17 protein-coding genes are annotated in these 14,289 nt (G+C 66.8%); 11 read left to right on the top strand and 6 right to left on the bottom strand.

Annotated features, from left to right (window positions below):
- The first annotated feature begins 21 nt into the window (after positions 1-21).
- Positions 22-717 (top strand): XRE family transcriptional regulator, encoded by a 696-nt coding sequence (locus tag ACQY8M_RS20920; protein ID WP_428659108.1) that lies wholly within the window; start codon positions 22-24, stop codon positions 715-717.
- A gap of 171 nt (positions 718-888) precedes the next feature.
- Entirely contained in the window at positions 889-1,380 is a 492-nt protein-coding gene (locus ACQY8M_RS20915) for a hypothetical protein (protein WP_428659105.1), read from the top strand.
- A gap of 87 nt (positions 1,381-1,467) precedes the next feature.
- On the opposite strand, the gene ACQY8M_RS20910 is transcribed toward ACQY8M_RS20915, so the two are convergent.
- The 3 genes from ACQY8M_RS20910 to ACQY8M_RS20900 form a co-directional block, all read right to left on the bottom strand.
- Positions 1,468-1,761 (bottom strand): hypothetical protein, encoded by a 294-nt coding sequence (locus ACQY8M_RS20910; protein WP_428659103.1) that lies wholly within the window; start codon positions 1,759-1,761, stop codon positions 1,468-1,470.
- 80 nt (positions 1,762-1,841) lie between these two features.
- Positions 1,842-2,318 carry a GNAT family N-acetyltransferase gene (locus ACQY8M_RS20905; protein ID WP_428659100.1) on the bottom strand — a complete coding sequence of 159 codons (477 nt, stop codon included), beginning with the start codon at positions 2,316-2,318 and terminating at the stop codon, positions 1,842-1,844.
- Between the two features lie 43 nt (positions 2,319-2,361).
- Positions 2,362-2,526 (bottom strand): hypothetical protein, encoded by a 165-nt coding sequence (locus tag ACQY8M_RS20900; RefSeq protein ID WP_428659097.1) that lies wholly within the window; start codon positions 2,524-2,526, stop codon positions 2,362-2,364.
- A 258-nt stretch (positions 2,527-2,784) separates the two neighbouring features.
- Between ACQY8M_RS20900 and ACQY8M_RS20895 the strand changes: the two genes are divergently transcribed.
- The 5 genes from ACQY8M_RS20895 (at position 2,785) to ACQY8M_RS20875 (ending at position 5,163) form a co-directional block, all read left to right on the top strand.
- Complete coding sequence (locus tag ACQY8M_RS20895) at positions 2,785-3,336, top strand: YidB family protein (RefSeq protein WP_428659094.1); 552 nt, start codon at positions 2,785-2,787, stop codon at positions 3,334-3,336.
- Positions 3,337-3,348: 12 nt separating this feature from the next.
- Positions 3,349-3,606 (top strand): GlsB/YeaQ/YmgE family stress response membrane protein, encoded by a 258-nt coding sequence (locus tag ACQY8M_RS20890; RefSeq protein ID WP_428659091.1) that lies wholly within the window; start codon positions 3,349-3,351, stop codon positions 3,604-3,606.
- Positions 3,607-3,688: 82 nt separating this feature from the next.
- Entirely contained in the window at positions 3,689-3,889 is a 201-nt protein-coding gene (locus tag ACQY8M_RS20885; protein ID WP_428659088.1) for a cold-shock protein, read from the top strand.
- A gap of 204 nt (positions 3,890-4,093) precedes the next feature.
- Positions 4,094-4,399 carry a hypothetical protein gene (locus tag ACQY8M_RS20880; RefSeq protein WP_428659085.1) on the top strand — a complete coding sequence of 102 codons (306 nt, stop codon included), beginning with the start codon at positions 4,094-4,096 and terminating at the stop codon, positions 4,397-4,399.
- A 233-nt stretch (positions 4,400-4,632) separates the two neighbouring features.
- Complete coding sequence (locus ACQY8M_RS20875; RefSeq protein WP_428659082.1) at positions 4,633-5,163, top strand: hypothetical protein; 531 nt, start codon at positions 4,633-4,635, stop codon at positions 5,161-5,163.
- Between the two features lie 296 nt (positions 5,164-5,459).
- Here ACQY8M_RS20875 and ACQY8M_RS20870 read toward each other — a convergent pair whose 3' ends face one another.
- Positions 5,460-6,443, bottom strand: a complete 984-nt coding sequence (locus ACQY8M_RS20870; protein ID WP_428659079.1) for a Bug family tripartite tricarboxylate transporter substrate binding protein — start codon at positions 6,441-6,443, stop codon at positions 5,460-5,462.
- Positions 6,444-6,640: 197 nt separating this feature from the next.
- Between ACQY8M_RS20870 and ACQY8M_RS20865 the strand changes: the two genes are divergently transcribed.
- Positions 6,641-7,123 carry a hypothetical protein gene (locus ACQY8M_RS20865; protein ID WP_428659076.1) on the top strand — a complete coding sequence of 161 codons (483 nt, stop codon included), beginning with the start codon at positions 6,641-6,643 and terminating at the stop codon, positions 7,121-7,123.
- Between the two features lie 27 nt (positions 7,124-7,150).
- Here the strand turns inward: ACQY8M_RS20865 and ACQY8M_RS20860 are convergent, their stop codons facing one another.
- Positions 7,151-8,365 carry a hypothetical protein gene (locus ACQY8M_RS20860; protein WP_428659074.1) on the bottom strand — a complete coding sequence of 405 codons (1,215 nt, stop codon included), beginning with the start codon at positions 8,363-8,365 and terminating at the stop codon, positions 7,151-7,153.
- 66 nt (positions 8,366-8,431) lie between these two features.
- A complete protein-coding gene (locus ACQY8M_RS20855; RefSeq protein WP_428659071.1) occupies positions 8,432-9,592 on the bottom strand; it encodes an MFS transporter in 1,161 nt (386 codons plus the stop codon).
- 367 nt (positions 9,593-9,959) lie between these two features.
- Between ACQY8M_RS20855 and ACQY8M_RS20850 the strand changes: the two genes are divergently transcribed.
- From ACQY8M_RS20850 to ACQY8M_RS20840, 3 genes are all read left to right on the top strand, one after another.
- Positions 9,960-12,323: a phosphoketolase family protein gene (locus ACQY8M_RS20850; RefSeq protein ID WP_428659068.1), complete on the top strand. Its 2,364-nt coding sequence runs from the start codon at positions 9,960-9,962 to the stop codon at positions 12,321-12,323.
- Between the two features lie 638 nt (positions 12,324-12,961).
- Positions 12,962-13,477, top strand: a complete 516-nt coding sequence (locus tag ACQY8M_RS20845; RefSeq protein WP_428659065.1) for a DUF421 domain-containing protein — start codon at positions 12,962-12,964, stop codon at positions 13,475-13,477.
- Positions 13,478-13,538: 61 nt separating this feature from the next.
- On the top strand, positions 13,539-14,099 hold the full coding sequence (locus ACQY8M_RS20840; protein WP_428659062.1) for a cell envelope biogenesis protein TolA: 561 nt from the start codon (positions 13,539-13,541) through the stop codon (positions 14,097-14,099).
- Positions 14,100-14,289: the final 190 nt, after the last annotated feature.

Genomic DNA, 14,289 nt, shown 5'->3' with positions numbered 1-14,289 from the left:
AAAATGCGGTAATTTTCCGGGATGATCTGGATCAAGGATCGCATCCGATTCCTGCGTCCCAAGGGAAAGACCCAGACCGGCCTCGCAGCGGCTCTGGGGCTCGATCCGTCGCGCGTGACGGAGATCATCAAGGGCGGCCGGCAGATCAAGCGATCGGAAGTGGCGCCGCTCGCGGCCTATCTCGAGATGACGGTGGCCGATGTCATGGCCGCCATCGACGGGCTGCCGCCATCTGCGTTGGCCGCGACAGCTGTCGCCGGGCCGGCCGCGTTCCCCGGCGCGGTGGCGACCGCGCCGATCCTGCCGGTGCTCCATCCGCCCGGCCGGCCCGACGTGCCGGTGTGGGCGAGCGCGCAGGCGGGCGAGGACGGCGCGATCGTCCTCACGCCCGATCCGATCGACTATATCCACCGCTCCGACCGCATGCGCGGCGTGAAGAATCCCTTCGCCTTCTATGTCGTGGGCACGAGCATGAGCCCGGCGATCGAGCACGGCACGCAGGTCGTGATCAATCCGTCCCTGCCGCCGATGGCCGGCCGCGACCACGTCTTCATCCAGGATCTGCCCGACGGCACGATGAAGGCGATGGTCAAGCGCCTGATCCGCTCGACCGAGCGCTCGTGGCGCGTGCGGCAGTTCAACGAGCTCAGGGACTTCGACCTGCTGCGCACCATCTGGTCGAAGGCCTACCGCATCACCGAGAAGCGGGAGGACTGACAAATCGATGCGCTGGGAGCGCGGCTCTCCAGAGCCGCTCTTCTTCGGATTGCCAATATGCCATGAGCGGCTCTGGAGAGCCGCGCTCCCAGCGGATATCGTCAAATATGATTTGCGGATAAATTACGATTTTCGTAAAATCTCTTTGCCCAAGCAGCAAAGGGAGCCGCCATGCCCAACGGTGCCGCCGCCGATCTCAGCCCCGCCCCATCCGGCACGATCGGCGACGCCATCGCGGCGGCGCGGGAGCGCGTCCGCGCCGGGCGCACCGCCCTTTCCTCGCACGATCCCGGCACCACCGACCTTCGCCGCTGGGCGATCGCGGCCTGCACCGCCGAGCTGAGGCATGCCGAGCTCGACACGCTCGAGCTGGTTGCGCGCCACACGCTCGGCGCCTTCATCGACAGCCGCGCCGATTCGACCTGGCATGCCGAATTCCGGCTGCCGCACGAGCACGCCGCCGCGCTGGTGCTCAACTGGGCGAGCCATCTCAAGACGCAGGAGGGCCTCATCGTCGGGCCGTGGTCGCGCTGGCATCTCAACGACCGCGCGGGCCGGCGTGCGCTGCTCGCCGCGCGGCGGCGGATCAAGCGCGGCTTCCTCGCAGCAGTGGCGGCGTGGCGCAAGGCGCGCGCGGCGGTCGACGTACGGGAGGCGGCGTGATGGCGCTCATGCTCTTCCGGACCGCGAGCCTCCGGCTCGCTCATGAGCATGAGCGAGCCGGAGGCTCGCGGTCCGGAAGAGCATGAGTCAGAAGCGGGGCGACCACAGGCCGCTGCCGTGCCCCTCCGCGGCCGGCTGATGTCCGGCGAGAAAGGCCGGGGCTTCGTCCGGGGTTTCCAGCAGCACCCGGTGCACGGCCTTGGAGCCGCACCGGCAGAGCAGCGGCAGCCGGCGCAGCTCACGGCGGTCGTTCGCATGCGCCGCCAGCTGCTCGACACTGAGCAGCACCCTGTGCGAGCACCGCTGGCACGATACCCCGAGCAAGGGGACGGCGCTCCGGAAGAGCGTCGAGCCGGTATCCCCGTCCATCGCATTCCGCATCGGCCGCACCTCCCTGCTGGCACGAGTCATATGAGAACAAAACAGGAACGTCAATCCGGGAAGTCGCGGCGCTCGGAGGCTCATGCCAGCGGTGTGAGGCCCGCCTTTCGCATCGTGGGCAGCGCGATGTACATGTCGAGCGCCCCCTCGACGCAGTACGCGAAGCCCCATTGCTCGTATTGCCGGGCACGCCGTTCGTTTATCGCCTCGAGCGTCAAGGCGTACACGCCGAGGCGCTCGGCGATCGACAGGGTCTGGCGCATGGCGTGGAGCATCAGGGTCTTGCCGATGCCGTTGCCCTGCCGGCCCTGCTGCGTCCCGAGCATGCCCAGGTAGACGCAGGGTGTCGCGCCGAGGTGCGCGAACTGTTGCTCCGCTTCCGCCGACACCTTGTTCAGCGGAAAGCTCTGGGCGATGAGCCAGTAGAAACCGACCAGCTCGCCGTCATAGAGGCCGACGGTGACCCTCGCCTTGTGTCCAACGTGATGGTCCAGGGCGTGGTCGCGGAAGAAGGCGTCGAGCTCCGGCTCGCCACAGCAAAAGGCCGCTCGATCCATGCTACGACCGAGCGGCCTGATCGCCAACTTCCTGAGATCGATGCTACTTCGCGTATTTCCCGAACTCACGAACCATCTCTTTGAGATCCTCAGTCGGCTCGGGCGGGTTCTCGATCGTCTCGAAGAACCGCTTCTCCGCCTCCGACTTGTATTCCCTGTCCTTGTAGTCCTTGAGGGACCACTCCAGATACTCGCGGCGTGACAGCATGGTTGCCCTCCATCCTCTCACGGAGTCGAGCGGCCTTTGCCCATCTCGGCCTGCTGCATCTCCGTAAGGTCCCGCGCCTCTCTCCGGCGCAAAACGCCTTGCTCAGAATTGCTACCTATCACCCAACCAAATGGCGATCACGTCCAAATTTGCCAAATTGCAGATTTGCCGCTCCCGCTCGCCAATATCTCCTGTCACTGCCGCAACGTCGCGGCGGCGGCCTGCGTTGCCTCCGCTACTCAGCAACAGGAGATGGCCGTGGGCTTGTTCGATATCCTGACGGGAATGCGCAACGGTCCCCGCGGCGGCGGCGGACGCGGCGGCGGCGGAATGTCGCCGATCATCCTGGCCGCTCTCGGCCTCCTCGCCTACAAGGCGGTCAAGAGCTTCAACAATGCCCCCCAGCCGGCGCAGCACCCTCAGGGCAACCTCCCGCCGGGCGCGCCGGCAGCCGGCGACGGCCTCGGCGGCCTGCTGCAGTCGCTCGGCCTCGGCGGCGCTTCAGCCGCCGGCAGCGGTGGCCTGGGCGGCATCCTGAGCGGCGGGCTCGGCGATCTCATCAAGCAGTTCCAGAATTCCGGCAAGGGCGAGCTGGCGGAGTCGTGGGTCGGTACCGGCCAGAACAGGACGATCCCGCCGGCCGATCTCGCCCAGGTGCTGACGCCGGAGCAGCTCGACTTCCTGACGCAAAAGACCGGCCTCGGCCGCGAGGAGCTGCTTGCGGGATTGAGCCAGCAGCTCCCCGAGGTCGTCGACAAGCTCACGCCGCAGGGCCGCCTGCCCTCGCCGCAAGAGATCGACCGGGCGTAAGGAGAGTTCGACATGCTCTGGATCATCCTGATCGGCTTCGTGGCCGGCATCGTCGCTCGCCTGCTGTCGCGCGGGCCCAACCGGCCCGCAGGTTTCCTGCTGACGACGGCCCTCGGCATCGCCGGCGCCTTCCTCGCGACATTCATCGGCCAGTCCGTGGGCTGGTACCGGCCCGACCAGGGAGCCGGTTTCATCGGCGCCATCGTCGGCGCCGTCGTGGTCCTCTTCATCTGGAACCGCATCGCCGCTTCGCGTGGCGGACTGACCTGACGGCATTGCAACCCACGCCGGCGCTGGACTCCTGTGCACTCCGCGCCGCAGACTATCCACGCCCACTACAAGGAGGCACGTCATGGCTACAGGCACTGTAAAATGGTTCAACGCCACCAAAGGCTACGGTTTCATTCAGCCCGATGGCGGCGGCAAGGATGTGTTCGTCCACATCAGTGCAGTCGAACGAGCCGGCCTGAACGGCCTCAATGAAGGACAGAAGGTCACCTACGATGTCCAGCAGGACCGCGGCAAGGACGCCGCGGTGAATCTCAAGACCTGACCGGGGCGCGCGTGGGCGGCGACGGCCTGGCCGTCATCGCTCACCCGTCGCGGAAAGCGCCAGGACCGGGGCAACGGCGTCATCCCCGCGCCAATCGATAGACGAACCGCGTGAGAAGGGTCTTGCATCCGCGGCCCATTCGGATGACGAGAGAGGCGGAGTGCCGCGAGGCGCTTCAGCCCAGTAACCAATTGGTCATCCGTCGTGAACTCGAACCCTGCCGCCGAAGAAGGCACCCCTCACCGCGACGTCGCCCAGCGTATCGGCCGTTTCCTGCGCGGGCTCGAGCGCGCCCGCCGCCAGCCCAACCGGCGCGAGGCCTACCACCTGCGCGTCGCCCTCGAGCACTTGCGTACCGAACAGTACACCGACAGCGACGAAGCGATGAAGAACGCCGAACGCTGCGCACCGCTGCCCGCCCAGGTCGCCAGCCTGGTCATCACCAACGAGCCGGTGACGGTCGTCCAGCTCCAGACCCAGCTCGATGAGGTCCTGGCCGGGAAGCCTTGAGCGCAACTCTGTTGTCCTGGGAACTCGCGAAGGTTTTGGCCGGATCGGGTTGCCGGGGACGCGTCACTTCAGTGACGCGTCATGGCATGCAGCAACGATGAGGAAGACGCGCGCCGAGTACAATCTCCGGGCAACAGGGAACGACCAGTGATAGCGATGTTGCTGGGCTCATTTCATTGGACTCAAGCCGGCACATCAAGCAACTCGGGAACTCGATGTCGCTCGTGAGGAACATGGAGACCACGTCGCTTTCCGCCGCTGCCTTGCCTGTCGAGTCGGCGCATTCCAGCGCCCGGGAGAAGCTGCTCGAGCACTTGTTCATCGGCGAACTGTTGCGATGCCTGTGGCGGCGGAAGATGCGCAATATGGAAGTGCTTCGGGCCGAAGTCGACATGGGCGGGTATGATGTAGCGATCGAAGCAAACCAGGTGCTCAGGTACATCCAGCTCAAATCCAGTCATCGAGGCGCAAAGACCGCCACCGTGCCGGTCAACGTCAATCTGCAAACGAAGCCCGGAGGGTGCGTGATCTGGATGCGGTTCGATCCGGAGACCGTCGAGCTCGGCCCCTATCTCTGGTTTGGCGCCGGGCCGGGGGAGCCGCCGCTTTCACTCGGAGACCGCGTGGCGCGTCACTCGAAGGGCGACAGGAACGGGCAGAAGGCCTTTCGACCAAACATCAGGGTCCTGCCAATTGGCCGCTTCCAAAAGCTGGAAACCATCGACATGGTTGTGGATGCCCTCTTTGGTCTGGCCATCGCTTAAACCTTCCGCAATCGCCGGGAGGATCTGGATGACGAGGAGGAAAGCCGCAGGCTCTTTCGCGGTCTTCCTAGATAGAGTGAAGGACCTGCGGCAACAGATCAACGATGCTGGTGCCCGCGTGAGATCGCTGCACTCAGAGCTTGTGAGCCTTCTGATTTCAAGATGCGATTCGCTTGGGCGCGCGCCACTCCAGCGGCCCCTCTTCCTCATCGTTGCTGCATCCCATGACGCGTCACTGGAGTGACGCGCCCCCGGCGACCCGAGCGGGCCAATACACGCCGCGCTCCCGGCCTTGATCAGAGCTTGATGTCGGCCGTCCGGATGATCTCGCCGAACGACTTCCGATCGGCCTCGATGGTGGCGGCGAAGGTCGCCGGGTCCTGGTAGCTCGCATAGTTGCCGCTGGCGACCAGCTTCTCGTTGACCGCCGGGTCCTTGACCGCCTCGCCGATCGCCTTCGACAGCTTCTCGATCGCGGGCTGCGGCGTGCCCTTCGCCGCCAGCAGGCCGTACCAGGCGTCGCCGCCGATCTTGCCCAGCCCCTGCTCCTTCAGCGTCGGCACGTCCGGCTTGCCGGGCCAGCGCCGCTCGCCCAGCACGGCGAAGCATTTCAGGCGGCCGGCCGCGATGTGCGGCAAGGTGGTCGGATCGAACTGCACCTGGATCTGGCCCGACAGCAGGTCGTTGGTCGCCGGCGCGCTGCCCTTGTAGGGCACGTGCACCATCTTCACGCCGGCCTCGATGTTGAAGATCTCGCCGTAGAGCTGGGTGATGGTGGCGAGCCCCGCCGAGCCGAAGTTGATCTTGCCCGGATTGGCCTTGGCGTAGGCGATGAACTCCTGGAGGGTGTTGGCCGGCACCTGGGGATTGATGCCCATGCCCACCCACGAGGTGGCGGTGCGGGCGACGGCCACGAAATCCTTCGCCGGATCGTAGGGCAGCGGCTGCAGGTGCTGGGTGATGCAGACCATCGCCGTCGTGGTGGTGAGGAAGGTGTAGCCGTCGGCCGGCGAATTCTTGACGTGCTCGGCGCCGATCGCGCCGCTCGCGCCGGCCCGGTTGTCGTACAGCACGCTCTGGCCGAGCAGCGCGCTCGCACGCTCCAGCACGAGCCGGGTCGTGATGTCCGACGGCCCGCCCGGCGGATAGGGAATGACGACGCGGATCTGCCGGTTCGGCCAGTCGCCTTGCGCCGAGACGATGGCCGGCGCGGCCACCATGCCGGCCGCCGACGCGGACATGAAGAGCCGACGGCCGATCGCGGCCTTGAATGCACCCATGGTCGTTGCCTCCCGGCACGTTTTTGTTGCCGGGAGTATATCGAGCTCCACCGCTCGCGCACGCTGGCTGAACCGCAGCGGACCCTCTTCGTGATGTTTGAAACCGGCTCGCCAGCAGATAGGCTTCGAGGTGCCATGAAACCGGAAGACCTCGCCTCGCCGAGCCAAGCCCCCGTCGACTCCGCAGGAGGAAGTAAGTGAAGCTCAGAATTGCCGGAATAGCCGTGGCGCTGCTCCTGAGTGGTTGCGGGACACCCGATGATGTCAAGAAGACCGGCGTCGTTTGGCGCGGCACCGTCGCCGCGCGCTACGACCAGCTGGCGAATTGCCTGTCGACGCAGACGACGCTTTATTACAAGGCATCGCTCCAGCTCGACAGAAATCAACGGCGCGCAACGGTCACATTTTTGATTCCGGTGACCGGCATTCCCGTCGAAGTGTACGACCTCCGGCAGATTTCCAATGAAGCGACCGAGGTCACCTGGTCGACGAGGCTGGAGAGAGGACGCCACCAGACCGGCAAGCCGTTCTACCTGATGGCCCAATGCGGTGCCACGCCTCTGCCGGCAACCTCTGCGCCGGTTGCGCCCTCGCCGCCCCCGACCGCGCCGCCCGAGCCCGTACCGCCGCAGTCACCGGTTTGGGCGCCGGATCCGGCAACCGAGGCGCCGGGCGACTGAGGGGTCAGGCGCAGCCGGGCATCGCGTTCATCGCGCGTATTTGCTCTTCATGAAGAACTCGATGGCCTCGGTCCCGTTGACGCTCTCGCTCACCGTCCAGCCGGTCGGCGTATCGACGGTTCGTCCGATCGTCGCGCGCGAGTCCGGACACGTCACGAGGTAAACCCGGTATCCGGGCTTCGGCCGGGATACGTGGCATTGCTCCCTCGGGGGCTGTGTCTCCCTTGCCGATGGCTGTGGCGGCGGTTGCGCTGTTGCGGTGCGAGGCGCTGCCTCCCGAGGACGGGGCGGCGGCGGTGGCGCTGCAGGCGGCGCGGCCTGGTTCGATTCGGGCGGTCGCTCGCGTGGCGGTGGCGGCAGCGGCGGCGGTGCTGCGGGACGGGACACTGCCTGCGGCGGCGGGGGCGGCGGCGGCGGGGGCGCTACCGGTGCGGCGGCCTGGTTCGATTCGGGCGGTCGCTCAGGCCTGGTTTCGGCCGGCTTGGGGGACTCGGGCAAGGGCTCTCGTGACGGCACCGCAGCGATTCTTCGCGCCACCTCGCTTGCATTGACGACAGGGGTGTCACTCTCTCCATGTCCGTTGCCGCGCGGCGGCGCGGCCACGGAGTCGCCGCCCGGAGCAGCGGCCGCAACGCGCGGATTTTCCGGCTCCGTCAGCTTTGCCGAACCCCAGCCCAGCGCGTGGTCGTCGCCGATCCAGACCGCGGCAAGGCCCGACACGACGATTGCTCCGACCAGATAGAGCCAGAGCCGCGCCGTGGCAGGGCGTGGAGGCGGTGCGGCGGTGCGATAGGGCTCGGGGCGCAGCTCTTCGTGCTCCGGATCCATCTCCGGCTCCAGCTCCGGTTCCGGCACGTGGGGCGCCGGCTCGTGCGCGACCTCCAGCTCCTGTCGCCTTCGTAGCTTTCTCTGATTGCTGATCTCCGCAAAAACGATGTGGCGCGCCGTATCGCGCAGGAGCTGGTGCACCTCTTCGAACGTGCGGCCGCCCAGGGCGAAAAGCTCCTCCTCCGAATCCTCCGATCGCAATGCGGCCCGGCGAAGCCCCTTGATCTCGAGCGCGCGGTACAGCTGGCGCTCGACCCACTCGGCATCGGTGCCGCGGCCCAGCTTGCAGACGCGCACGTCCTTTCCGCCCAACCCGTATTCGTGGCGGTACTCACTCACGCGCCGTCGCGGCTCCGAGGCGTGCCCGACCTTGACGGCACGCAGCCCCCGGACGTGCCACCAGTAGACATACATGTCCGGAAATCTAACGAACGTTTATCGATCTGAACACCGATCGACGCTCCCCGCAGACCGTTCCCGTCAAACGCCCCCGCCCCCGAACCGCCGCCTCAACCCGAACAGCCCCACTCCCAGCGCCAGCGTGCCGCCGATCACGAAGCCCGTGCCGTAGCCTTCGGTGACGGCGAGCGCGGCGCTGAACAGCAGCGGCAGGACGAACGCGCCGGCGTCGCCGAAGGCCAGGACCGCGCCGGTCGTCGAGCCGATGCGGCCGGGCGGCGAGAGGCGCGCCACCTCGGCCAGCAGCACGCCGTGCCAGCTCACCGCCGTCGCGCTGAACAGGCTGGCGACGACGGCGGCGAGCCAGGTCGGCCAGCCCGGATCCATCGCCGCCGTCAAGGCCGCCGCCCCCGCCATGCCGACGCCGAGCAGCGCCAGCAAGGTGGCCGGCCGGATCAGGCGCGAGGCGAGCCAGCCCCAGCCGATGCGGCCGGGCACCGCCACGGCGACGGCGATCGCGAACACCAGCCCGGCGCGCTCGAGCTCGTAGCCCAGGCCGCGCACGAGGTAGAGCACGAAGAAGCCGGTGAACAGCGACTGCAGCCCGACGAAGCTGAACATCGCCACGCACAGCGCGCGCAGCGCCGGCTCGCGCAGCACCGAGGCCACGTTGGCGCGGATGTCGGCCGGCGACAGCGGATGGCCCTCGATCCGGTCGACGTCGAAGCGCCGGCGCATCGGCTGCAGCGCCAGCGCGGTGACGGCGCAGGCACCGCCGATCGCCAGCAGCGCCGTGCTCCAGCCCGTCTCGGTGGCCAGCATCGGCGTCACCACGCCGGCCAGCATCAGCCCGGCCGGCACGCCGGTCTGCTTGATCGAGAAGACCAGCGGCGCGGTGCGCGGCGGCGCGAGCCGGCCGAGCAGGTGCGAGCTCGACGGCGTGGAGATCGCCTGCCCCAGGCCGCCGACGAACGCGCCCAGCGCGAACAGCGCCAGCCAGCCGCTGGCCGGCAGCGACAGGCCGAGCGCCAGCGCCAGCATGCCAACCTGCGTCATGCGCAGCGCGCCGTAGCGCACGATCAGCCCGCCGCAGCCCATCGTCGTCAGGAAGCCCGCGACGGCGCCGATCGCGACATAGACCCCGACCAGCGCCGGATCGACGCCGAGATCGGCGACGATGGCGGGCGCGATCAGCGGCACGGTCGAGCGCCCCATCGTCGCGAAGGTCTGCTGCACCGTCATCGCGCCGAGCGCGAGATAGAGAGGATGGATGATAGGCTCCGCGGTCCGCGCGGCAGGATAAGCGAGGGGGCGCCGCGTGATCGTCTTATACCAGTCACGGATGGTTCGGCGACCGGGCCGGGGCGCAACGCGCGCTCCCGTCGTTCGTTCTTCTTCCTCGGACGCCGCTTCCATTCCGGCTCGCTCGGCGTGGGAGTGACGGAGCGCCCGGCTTCTTCGAGCGAAGCTTCAAGCCTATAGTCCGCCCGCCTGCACCTCGAAGCGACCAGTTGCACGACCCCTGTCGACCCGCGTGATCCGCAAACGACACGCACACGCTTCAGGTCATCATCGAGGCTCCCCCCGAATCGCACCCCGGAGAAAACGAATGACCGATTGCCTGTCGCCCGATCTCCTCAGGAAAATGAACGCCTACTGGCGGGCGGCGAACTATCTCACGGTGGGGCAGATCTATCTGCAGGATAACCCGCTGCTCGAATCGCCGCTGACGATCGACCACATCAAGCCGCGGCTGCTGGGCCATTGGGGCACGACGACGGGATTGAACTTCCTCTATGTCCACCTCAACCGGCTGATCAAGCAGAACGATCTCGACATGATCTATGTCATCGGTCCCGGGCACGGCGGGCCGGGGCTGGTGGCGCATGCCTACCTGGAGGGCTCGTACACCGAGCACTATCCGGCGATCGAACGCAGCCGGTCCGGACTGCAGCGGCTCTTCCGGCAATTCTCCTGGCCCTACGGCATTCCCAGCCACGTATCGGCGGACATTCCGGGCTCGATCCACGAAGGAGGCGAGCTCGGCTATTCCCTTGCCCATGCCTATGGCGCGGCGTTCGACAACCCCGACCTGATCGTCGCCTGCATCGTCGGTGACGGCGAGGCGGAAACCGGTGCGCTGGCGGCGAGCTGGCATTCGAACAAGTTCCTCAATCCCGCGCGCGACGGGGCGGTCCTGCCGATCCTGCACCTCAACGGCTTCAAGATCGCCAATCCGACCGTGCTGGCGCGCATCGGCCGGCAGGAACTGACCGAGCTGATGCGCGGCTACGGCTACGAGCCGCATTTCGTCGAAGGCGACGATCCGGCGCTCGTTCATCAGAGCCTGGCCGCGACGCTCGACGTCATCCTGGCGCGCATTCGCGAGATCCAGGGCGCCGCGCGGTCCCGCCGCGAAGACGAGAGCCAGGAACGCCCGCGCTGGCCCATGGTCGTCTTCCGCACGCCCAAAGGCTGGACGGGACCGAAAATGGTCGATGGCCATCCCGTCGAGGGGACATGGCGTGCGCATCAGGTCCCGATCGCCGATTTCAGCAAGCCGGAGCATCTCGCGCAGCTCGAGGAATGGATGAGGAGCTACCGGCCGCAGGAGCTTTTCGACGAACGCGGCAAGTTTCGCGAAGAGTTCGCCGAGCTCGCACCGACGGGCCTTCGCCGCATGGGCTCCAATCCGCATGCCAACGGCGGCGCACGCCTGCAGCCGCTGTCGATGCCGCACTTCCATGACTATGCCGTGAAGCTGCCCCGGCCGGGCGCCGTGCAGGCGGAAGCCACACGGGTTCTCGGGCCCTTCCTGCGCGACGTGATGAAGCTCAACCTGGCCAAGCAGAACTTTCGCCTGTTCGGGCCGGACGAGACCGCGTCCAACCGGCTGGAGGCCATGTTCGACGCCACGGGAAAGGCGTGGATGGCCGAGGTCGAAGCAGTCGATATCGATCTCAGCGCCAACGGACGCGTCATGGAGGTGCTGAGCGAGCATCTCTGCGAAGGCTGGCTCGAAGGATACCTCCTCACCGGACGCCATGGCCTGTTCTCGTGCTACGAGGCCTTCATCCACATCATCGACTCGATGATGAACCAGCATGCGAAGTGGCTGAAGGTCAGCCGCGCCATTGCCTGGCGCAAGCCGATCGCCTCGCTGAATTACCTGCTCACGTCGCACGTCTGGCGGCAGGACCACAACGGCTTCTCCCACCAGGACCCGGGCTTCATCGATCACGTCGCCAACAAGAAATCCGACGTCGTGCGCATCTACCTGCCGCCCGACGCGAACTGCCTGCTGTCGGTGACCGACCATTGCCTGCGCAGCCGCAACTACATCAACCTGATCGTGGCGGGAAAGCAGCCGGAGTGGCAGTGGCTCGACATGGATTCGGCCGTCCGCCACTGCACCGCCGGCGCGGGCATCTGGCACTGGGCGAGCAACGACGCCGGCGATCCCGATGTGGTCATGGCCTGCGCCGGCGACGTGCCGACCGTCGAGGCGCTCGCGGCCGTGTCCCTCCTGCGCGAGTACGTTCCGGACATCCGCATCCGTGTCGTCAACGTGGTCGACCTGATGGTGCTGCAGCCCCAGTCCGAGCACCCGCACGGCCTGGAGGACGAGGATTTCGATGCCTTGTTCACGGCGGACAGGCCGGTGATCTTCGCCTTTCACGGCTATCCGGCGATGATCCACAAGCTGACCTACCGCCGGAACAACCATCGCAATATCCATGTGCGCGGCTACAAGGAGGAAGGCACCACGACCACGCCGTTCGACATGGTCGTGCTGAACAACCTCGACCGCTATCAGCTCGCCTACGACGCCATCCGGCGCATTCCGCGCCTGAGCGCCGAGGTGGAAACGGCGAAGGCGCGGTACTGGACCAGCATGGAGCGCCACAAGCTCTACATCAGCGAGCACGGCCAGGACCTGCCCGAGATCCGCAACTGGCGCTGGACGGGCTGAGCGCCATGGGCGCTAACTTTGGCTTGCCCCTCAAAATCGACTCGGCGACTCAAGGATGATCTCTCTACCCTTTACCTCACCCTGAGGAGCGCAGCGCAGCGGAGCGTCTCGAAGGGTGGGCGACGCGCACGACCTTGCCAAACTCCCGTGTTACCAGCAGCGTTGCCACGTCCTTCGAGTCGCCATCCTTCGAGACGCTCCGCTGCGCTGCGCTCCTCAGGATGAGGCGGGAGGGTTGCCAGACCGGTCATCGCATCTCGCTACCTACTTGCCTCACCCTGAGAGCCTGTGAATTTTTCAATCCAGCTTCTTCATTCGTGGAGTCGACGAAACGAAAGATCCCTCGCTGCGCTCGGGATGACAACAATGCTGTCATCCCGAGCGCAGCGAGGGATCTTTGTTTCTTCAATCAGCCGCCGAGGACAAGACCGACGAAAAATTCACAAACTCTGAGGAGCGCAGCGCAGCGGAGCGTCTCGAAGGGTGGCACCGTGCATGACCTTGCCAAACTCCCGTGTTCCGGCACCGTTGCCACGTCCTTCGAGTCGCCCTGAACAAATGTCGCCCCGGACCGTTGCAACGACCACCCGGGGGCGGGCGTTGTGCACGCGCTTCTGCAAGCATTGAAGGGGCGTCGAGTGTCTCTGGGACAATTTCTTGCGCCCGTCGACTGGGCTGACGTCTTTCTGCCGACGCAATCGGTGCTGGAGCTCTTCGTCCGGGCGTCGGCGATGTATTTCATCCTCTTCGTGCTCCTCCGGCTGGTGCTGCGCCGGCACACCGGAGGGCTGGGCACGTCCGACCTGCTGGTCGTCGTCCTCGTGGCGGAGATCGCGGGCAACGGCATCAACGGCGAGTCCTTCTCGGTGGTGGGCGGCGCCATCTCCGTCGCCACGGTGCTGCTCTGGACCTACGGCATCGAATGGCTGCAATACCACGTGCCCGGGCTCGAGCGGCTGGTCAGGGAACCGAAGCTCAAGCTGATCGACGGCGGCAAGCTGCTGCGCCGGAACATGCGCGCCGAGCTGATCACCTTCGAGGAGCTGATGACCCAGCTGCGCGAACAGGGCGTGCAGGATTGCGCCGAGGTGAAGGCGGCCTACGTGGAGGCCGATGGCAAGATCAGCATCCTGCGCTACGAGAACCGTGGCTAGGAAGCTCAAGACCTATACGACCTCCGCAGGCTTCTTCGACCTGGCCGTCGCGGCGCCCTCGATGAAGGCGGCCCTCGAAGCCTGGGGCTCGACGAGCAACCTGTTCCATCAGGGATTTGCCAGGCTTTCCGACGATCCAAAGACCGTTGCCGCCACGATGGCCAAGCCGGGCGTGATCCTGCGGCGGCCGGTCGGCAGCAACCGCGCCTATACCGAACAGGCCGACCTCCCCAATATCGAGGACATCAGCCGGGCGGTTCGACCGGCGCCGAAGCAGCCATCGACATCCACCACGCCGGCGCCCCCGCCTGCGGACGGGAAGGCCACGCGCGCGGCCGTCGTCGCGTTCGACCGGGAGCAGAAGCGGCGCGAGCGCCAGTCCCGTCGCGAGGAGGCCGTGCGGAAGAAGGAACGCGAGCGTCGCGAGCAGGCCGTTGCGGCCGCCGAAGCAGTGCTCGGGGAAGCCGAGCGCGCGCACGCGGCGCGCATCGCGGACATCGAGAAGGCACGTGCCGCGCTCGACAGGAGGCTGGCCGCGGAGGAAACGCGCTGGAAGAAGAAGCGCGAGCAACTCGACGGTGCGCTGCGTCAGGCCCGGTCGCGCCACCTGCGGGCGGTGTAGTTCATCGGTCCGCGTTCCGCCCCAGCTGTGGTCCGTCGTCGAATGGAAGGGTGGCCCCTTCCGGTTCGAACCGCGGCGGCGTGACTGCTTTGCGCGGACCGCAGGATCGGCTATGCAGGGGCATCGGGTGTCCGTCGCATTGAGGCGTCAGGCAGGTGTAAAGCGCAGGTCGGGCCGCCGCGCGGAGTGC

Source organism: Reyranella sp., from assembly GCF_965279465.1.
Lineage (GTDB): Bacteria > Pseudomonadota > Alphaproteobacteria > Reyranellales > Reyranellaceae > Reyranella.
Note: the sequence above shows the minus strand (reverse complement) of the source record. Positions and strands in the feature narration are given on the sequence as shown.

Bases quoted from the DNA above. Each gene is read 5' to 3' on its own strand.
- ACQY8M_RS20855 (WP_428659071.1), bottom strand. From the start codon at position 9,592: ATGACGGTGCAGCAGACCTTCGCGACGATGGGGCGCTCGACCGTGCCG.
- ACQY8M_RS20850 (WP_428659068.1), top strand. From the start codon at position 9,960: ATGACCGATTGCCTGTCGCCCGATCTCCTCAGGAAAATGAACGCCTAC.
- ACQY8M_RS20890 (WP_428659091.1), top strand. From the start codon at position 3,349: ATGCTCTGGATCATCCTGATCGGCTTCGTGGCCGGCATCGTCGCTCGC.
- ACQY8M_RS20860 (WP_428659074.1), bottom strand. From the start codon at position 8,365: ATGTATGTCTACTGGTGGCACGTCCGGGGGCTGCGTGCCGTCAAGGTC.
- ACQY8M_RS20840 (WP_428659062.1), top strand. From the start codon at position 13,539: ATGAAGGCGGCCCTCGAAGCCTGGGGCTCGACGAGCAACCTGTTCCAT.
- ACQY8M_RS20905 (WP_428659100.1), bottom strand. From the start codon at position 2,318: ATGGATCGAGCGGCCTTTTGCTGTGGCGAGCCGGAGCTCGACGCCTTC.
- ACQY8M_RS20885 (WP_428659088.1), top strand. From the start codon at position 3,689: ATGGCTACAGGCACTGTAAAATGGTTCAACGCCACCAAAGGCTACGGT.
- ACQY8M_RS20920 (WP_428659108.1), top strand. From the start codon at position 22: ATGATCTGGATCAAGGATCGCATCCGATTCCTGCGTCCCAAGGGAAAG.
- ACQY8M_RS20910 (WP_428659103.1), bottom strand. From the start codon at position 1,761: ATGCGGAATGCGATGGACGGGGATACCGGCTCGACGCTCTTCCGGAGC.
- ACQY8M_RS20870 (WP_428659079.1), bottom strand. From the start codon at position 6,443: ATGGGTGCATTCAAGGCCGCGATCGGCCGTCGGCTCTTCATGTCCGCG.
- ACQY8M_RS20875 (WP_428659082.1), top strand. From the start codon at position 4,633: ATGGAGACCACGTCGCTTTCCGCCGCTGCCTTGCCTGTCGAGTCGGCG.
- ACQY8M_RS20900 (WP_428659097.1), bottom strand. From the start codon at position 2,526: ATGCTGTCACGCCGCGAGTATCTGGAGTGGTCCCTCAAGGACTACAAG.
- ACQY8M_RS20915 (WP_428659105.1), top strand. From the start codon at position 889: ATGCCCAACGGTGCCGCCGCCGATCTCAGCCCCGCCCCATCCGGCACG.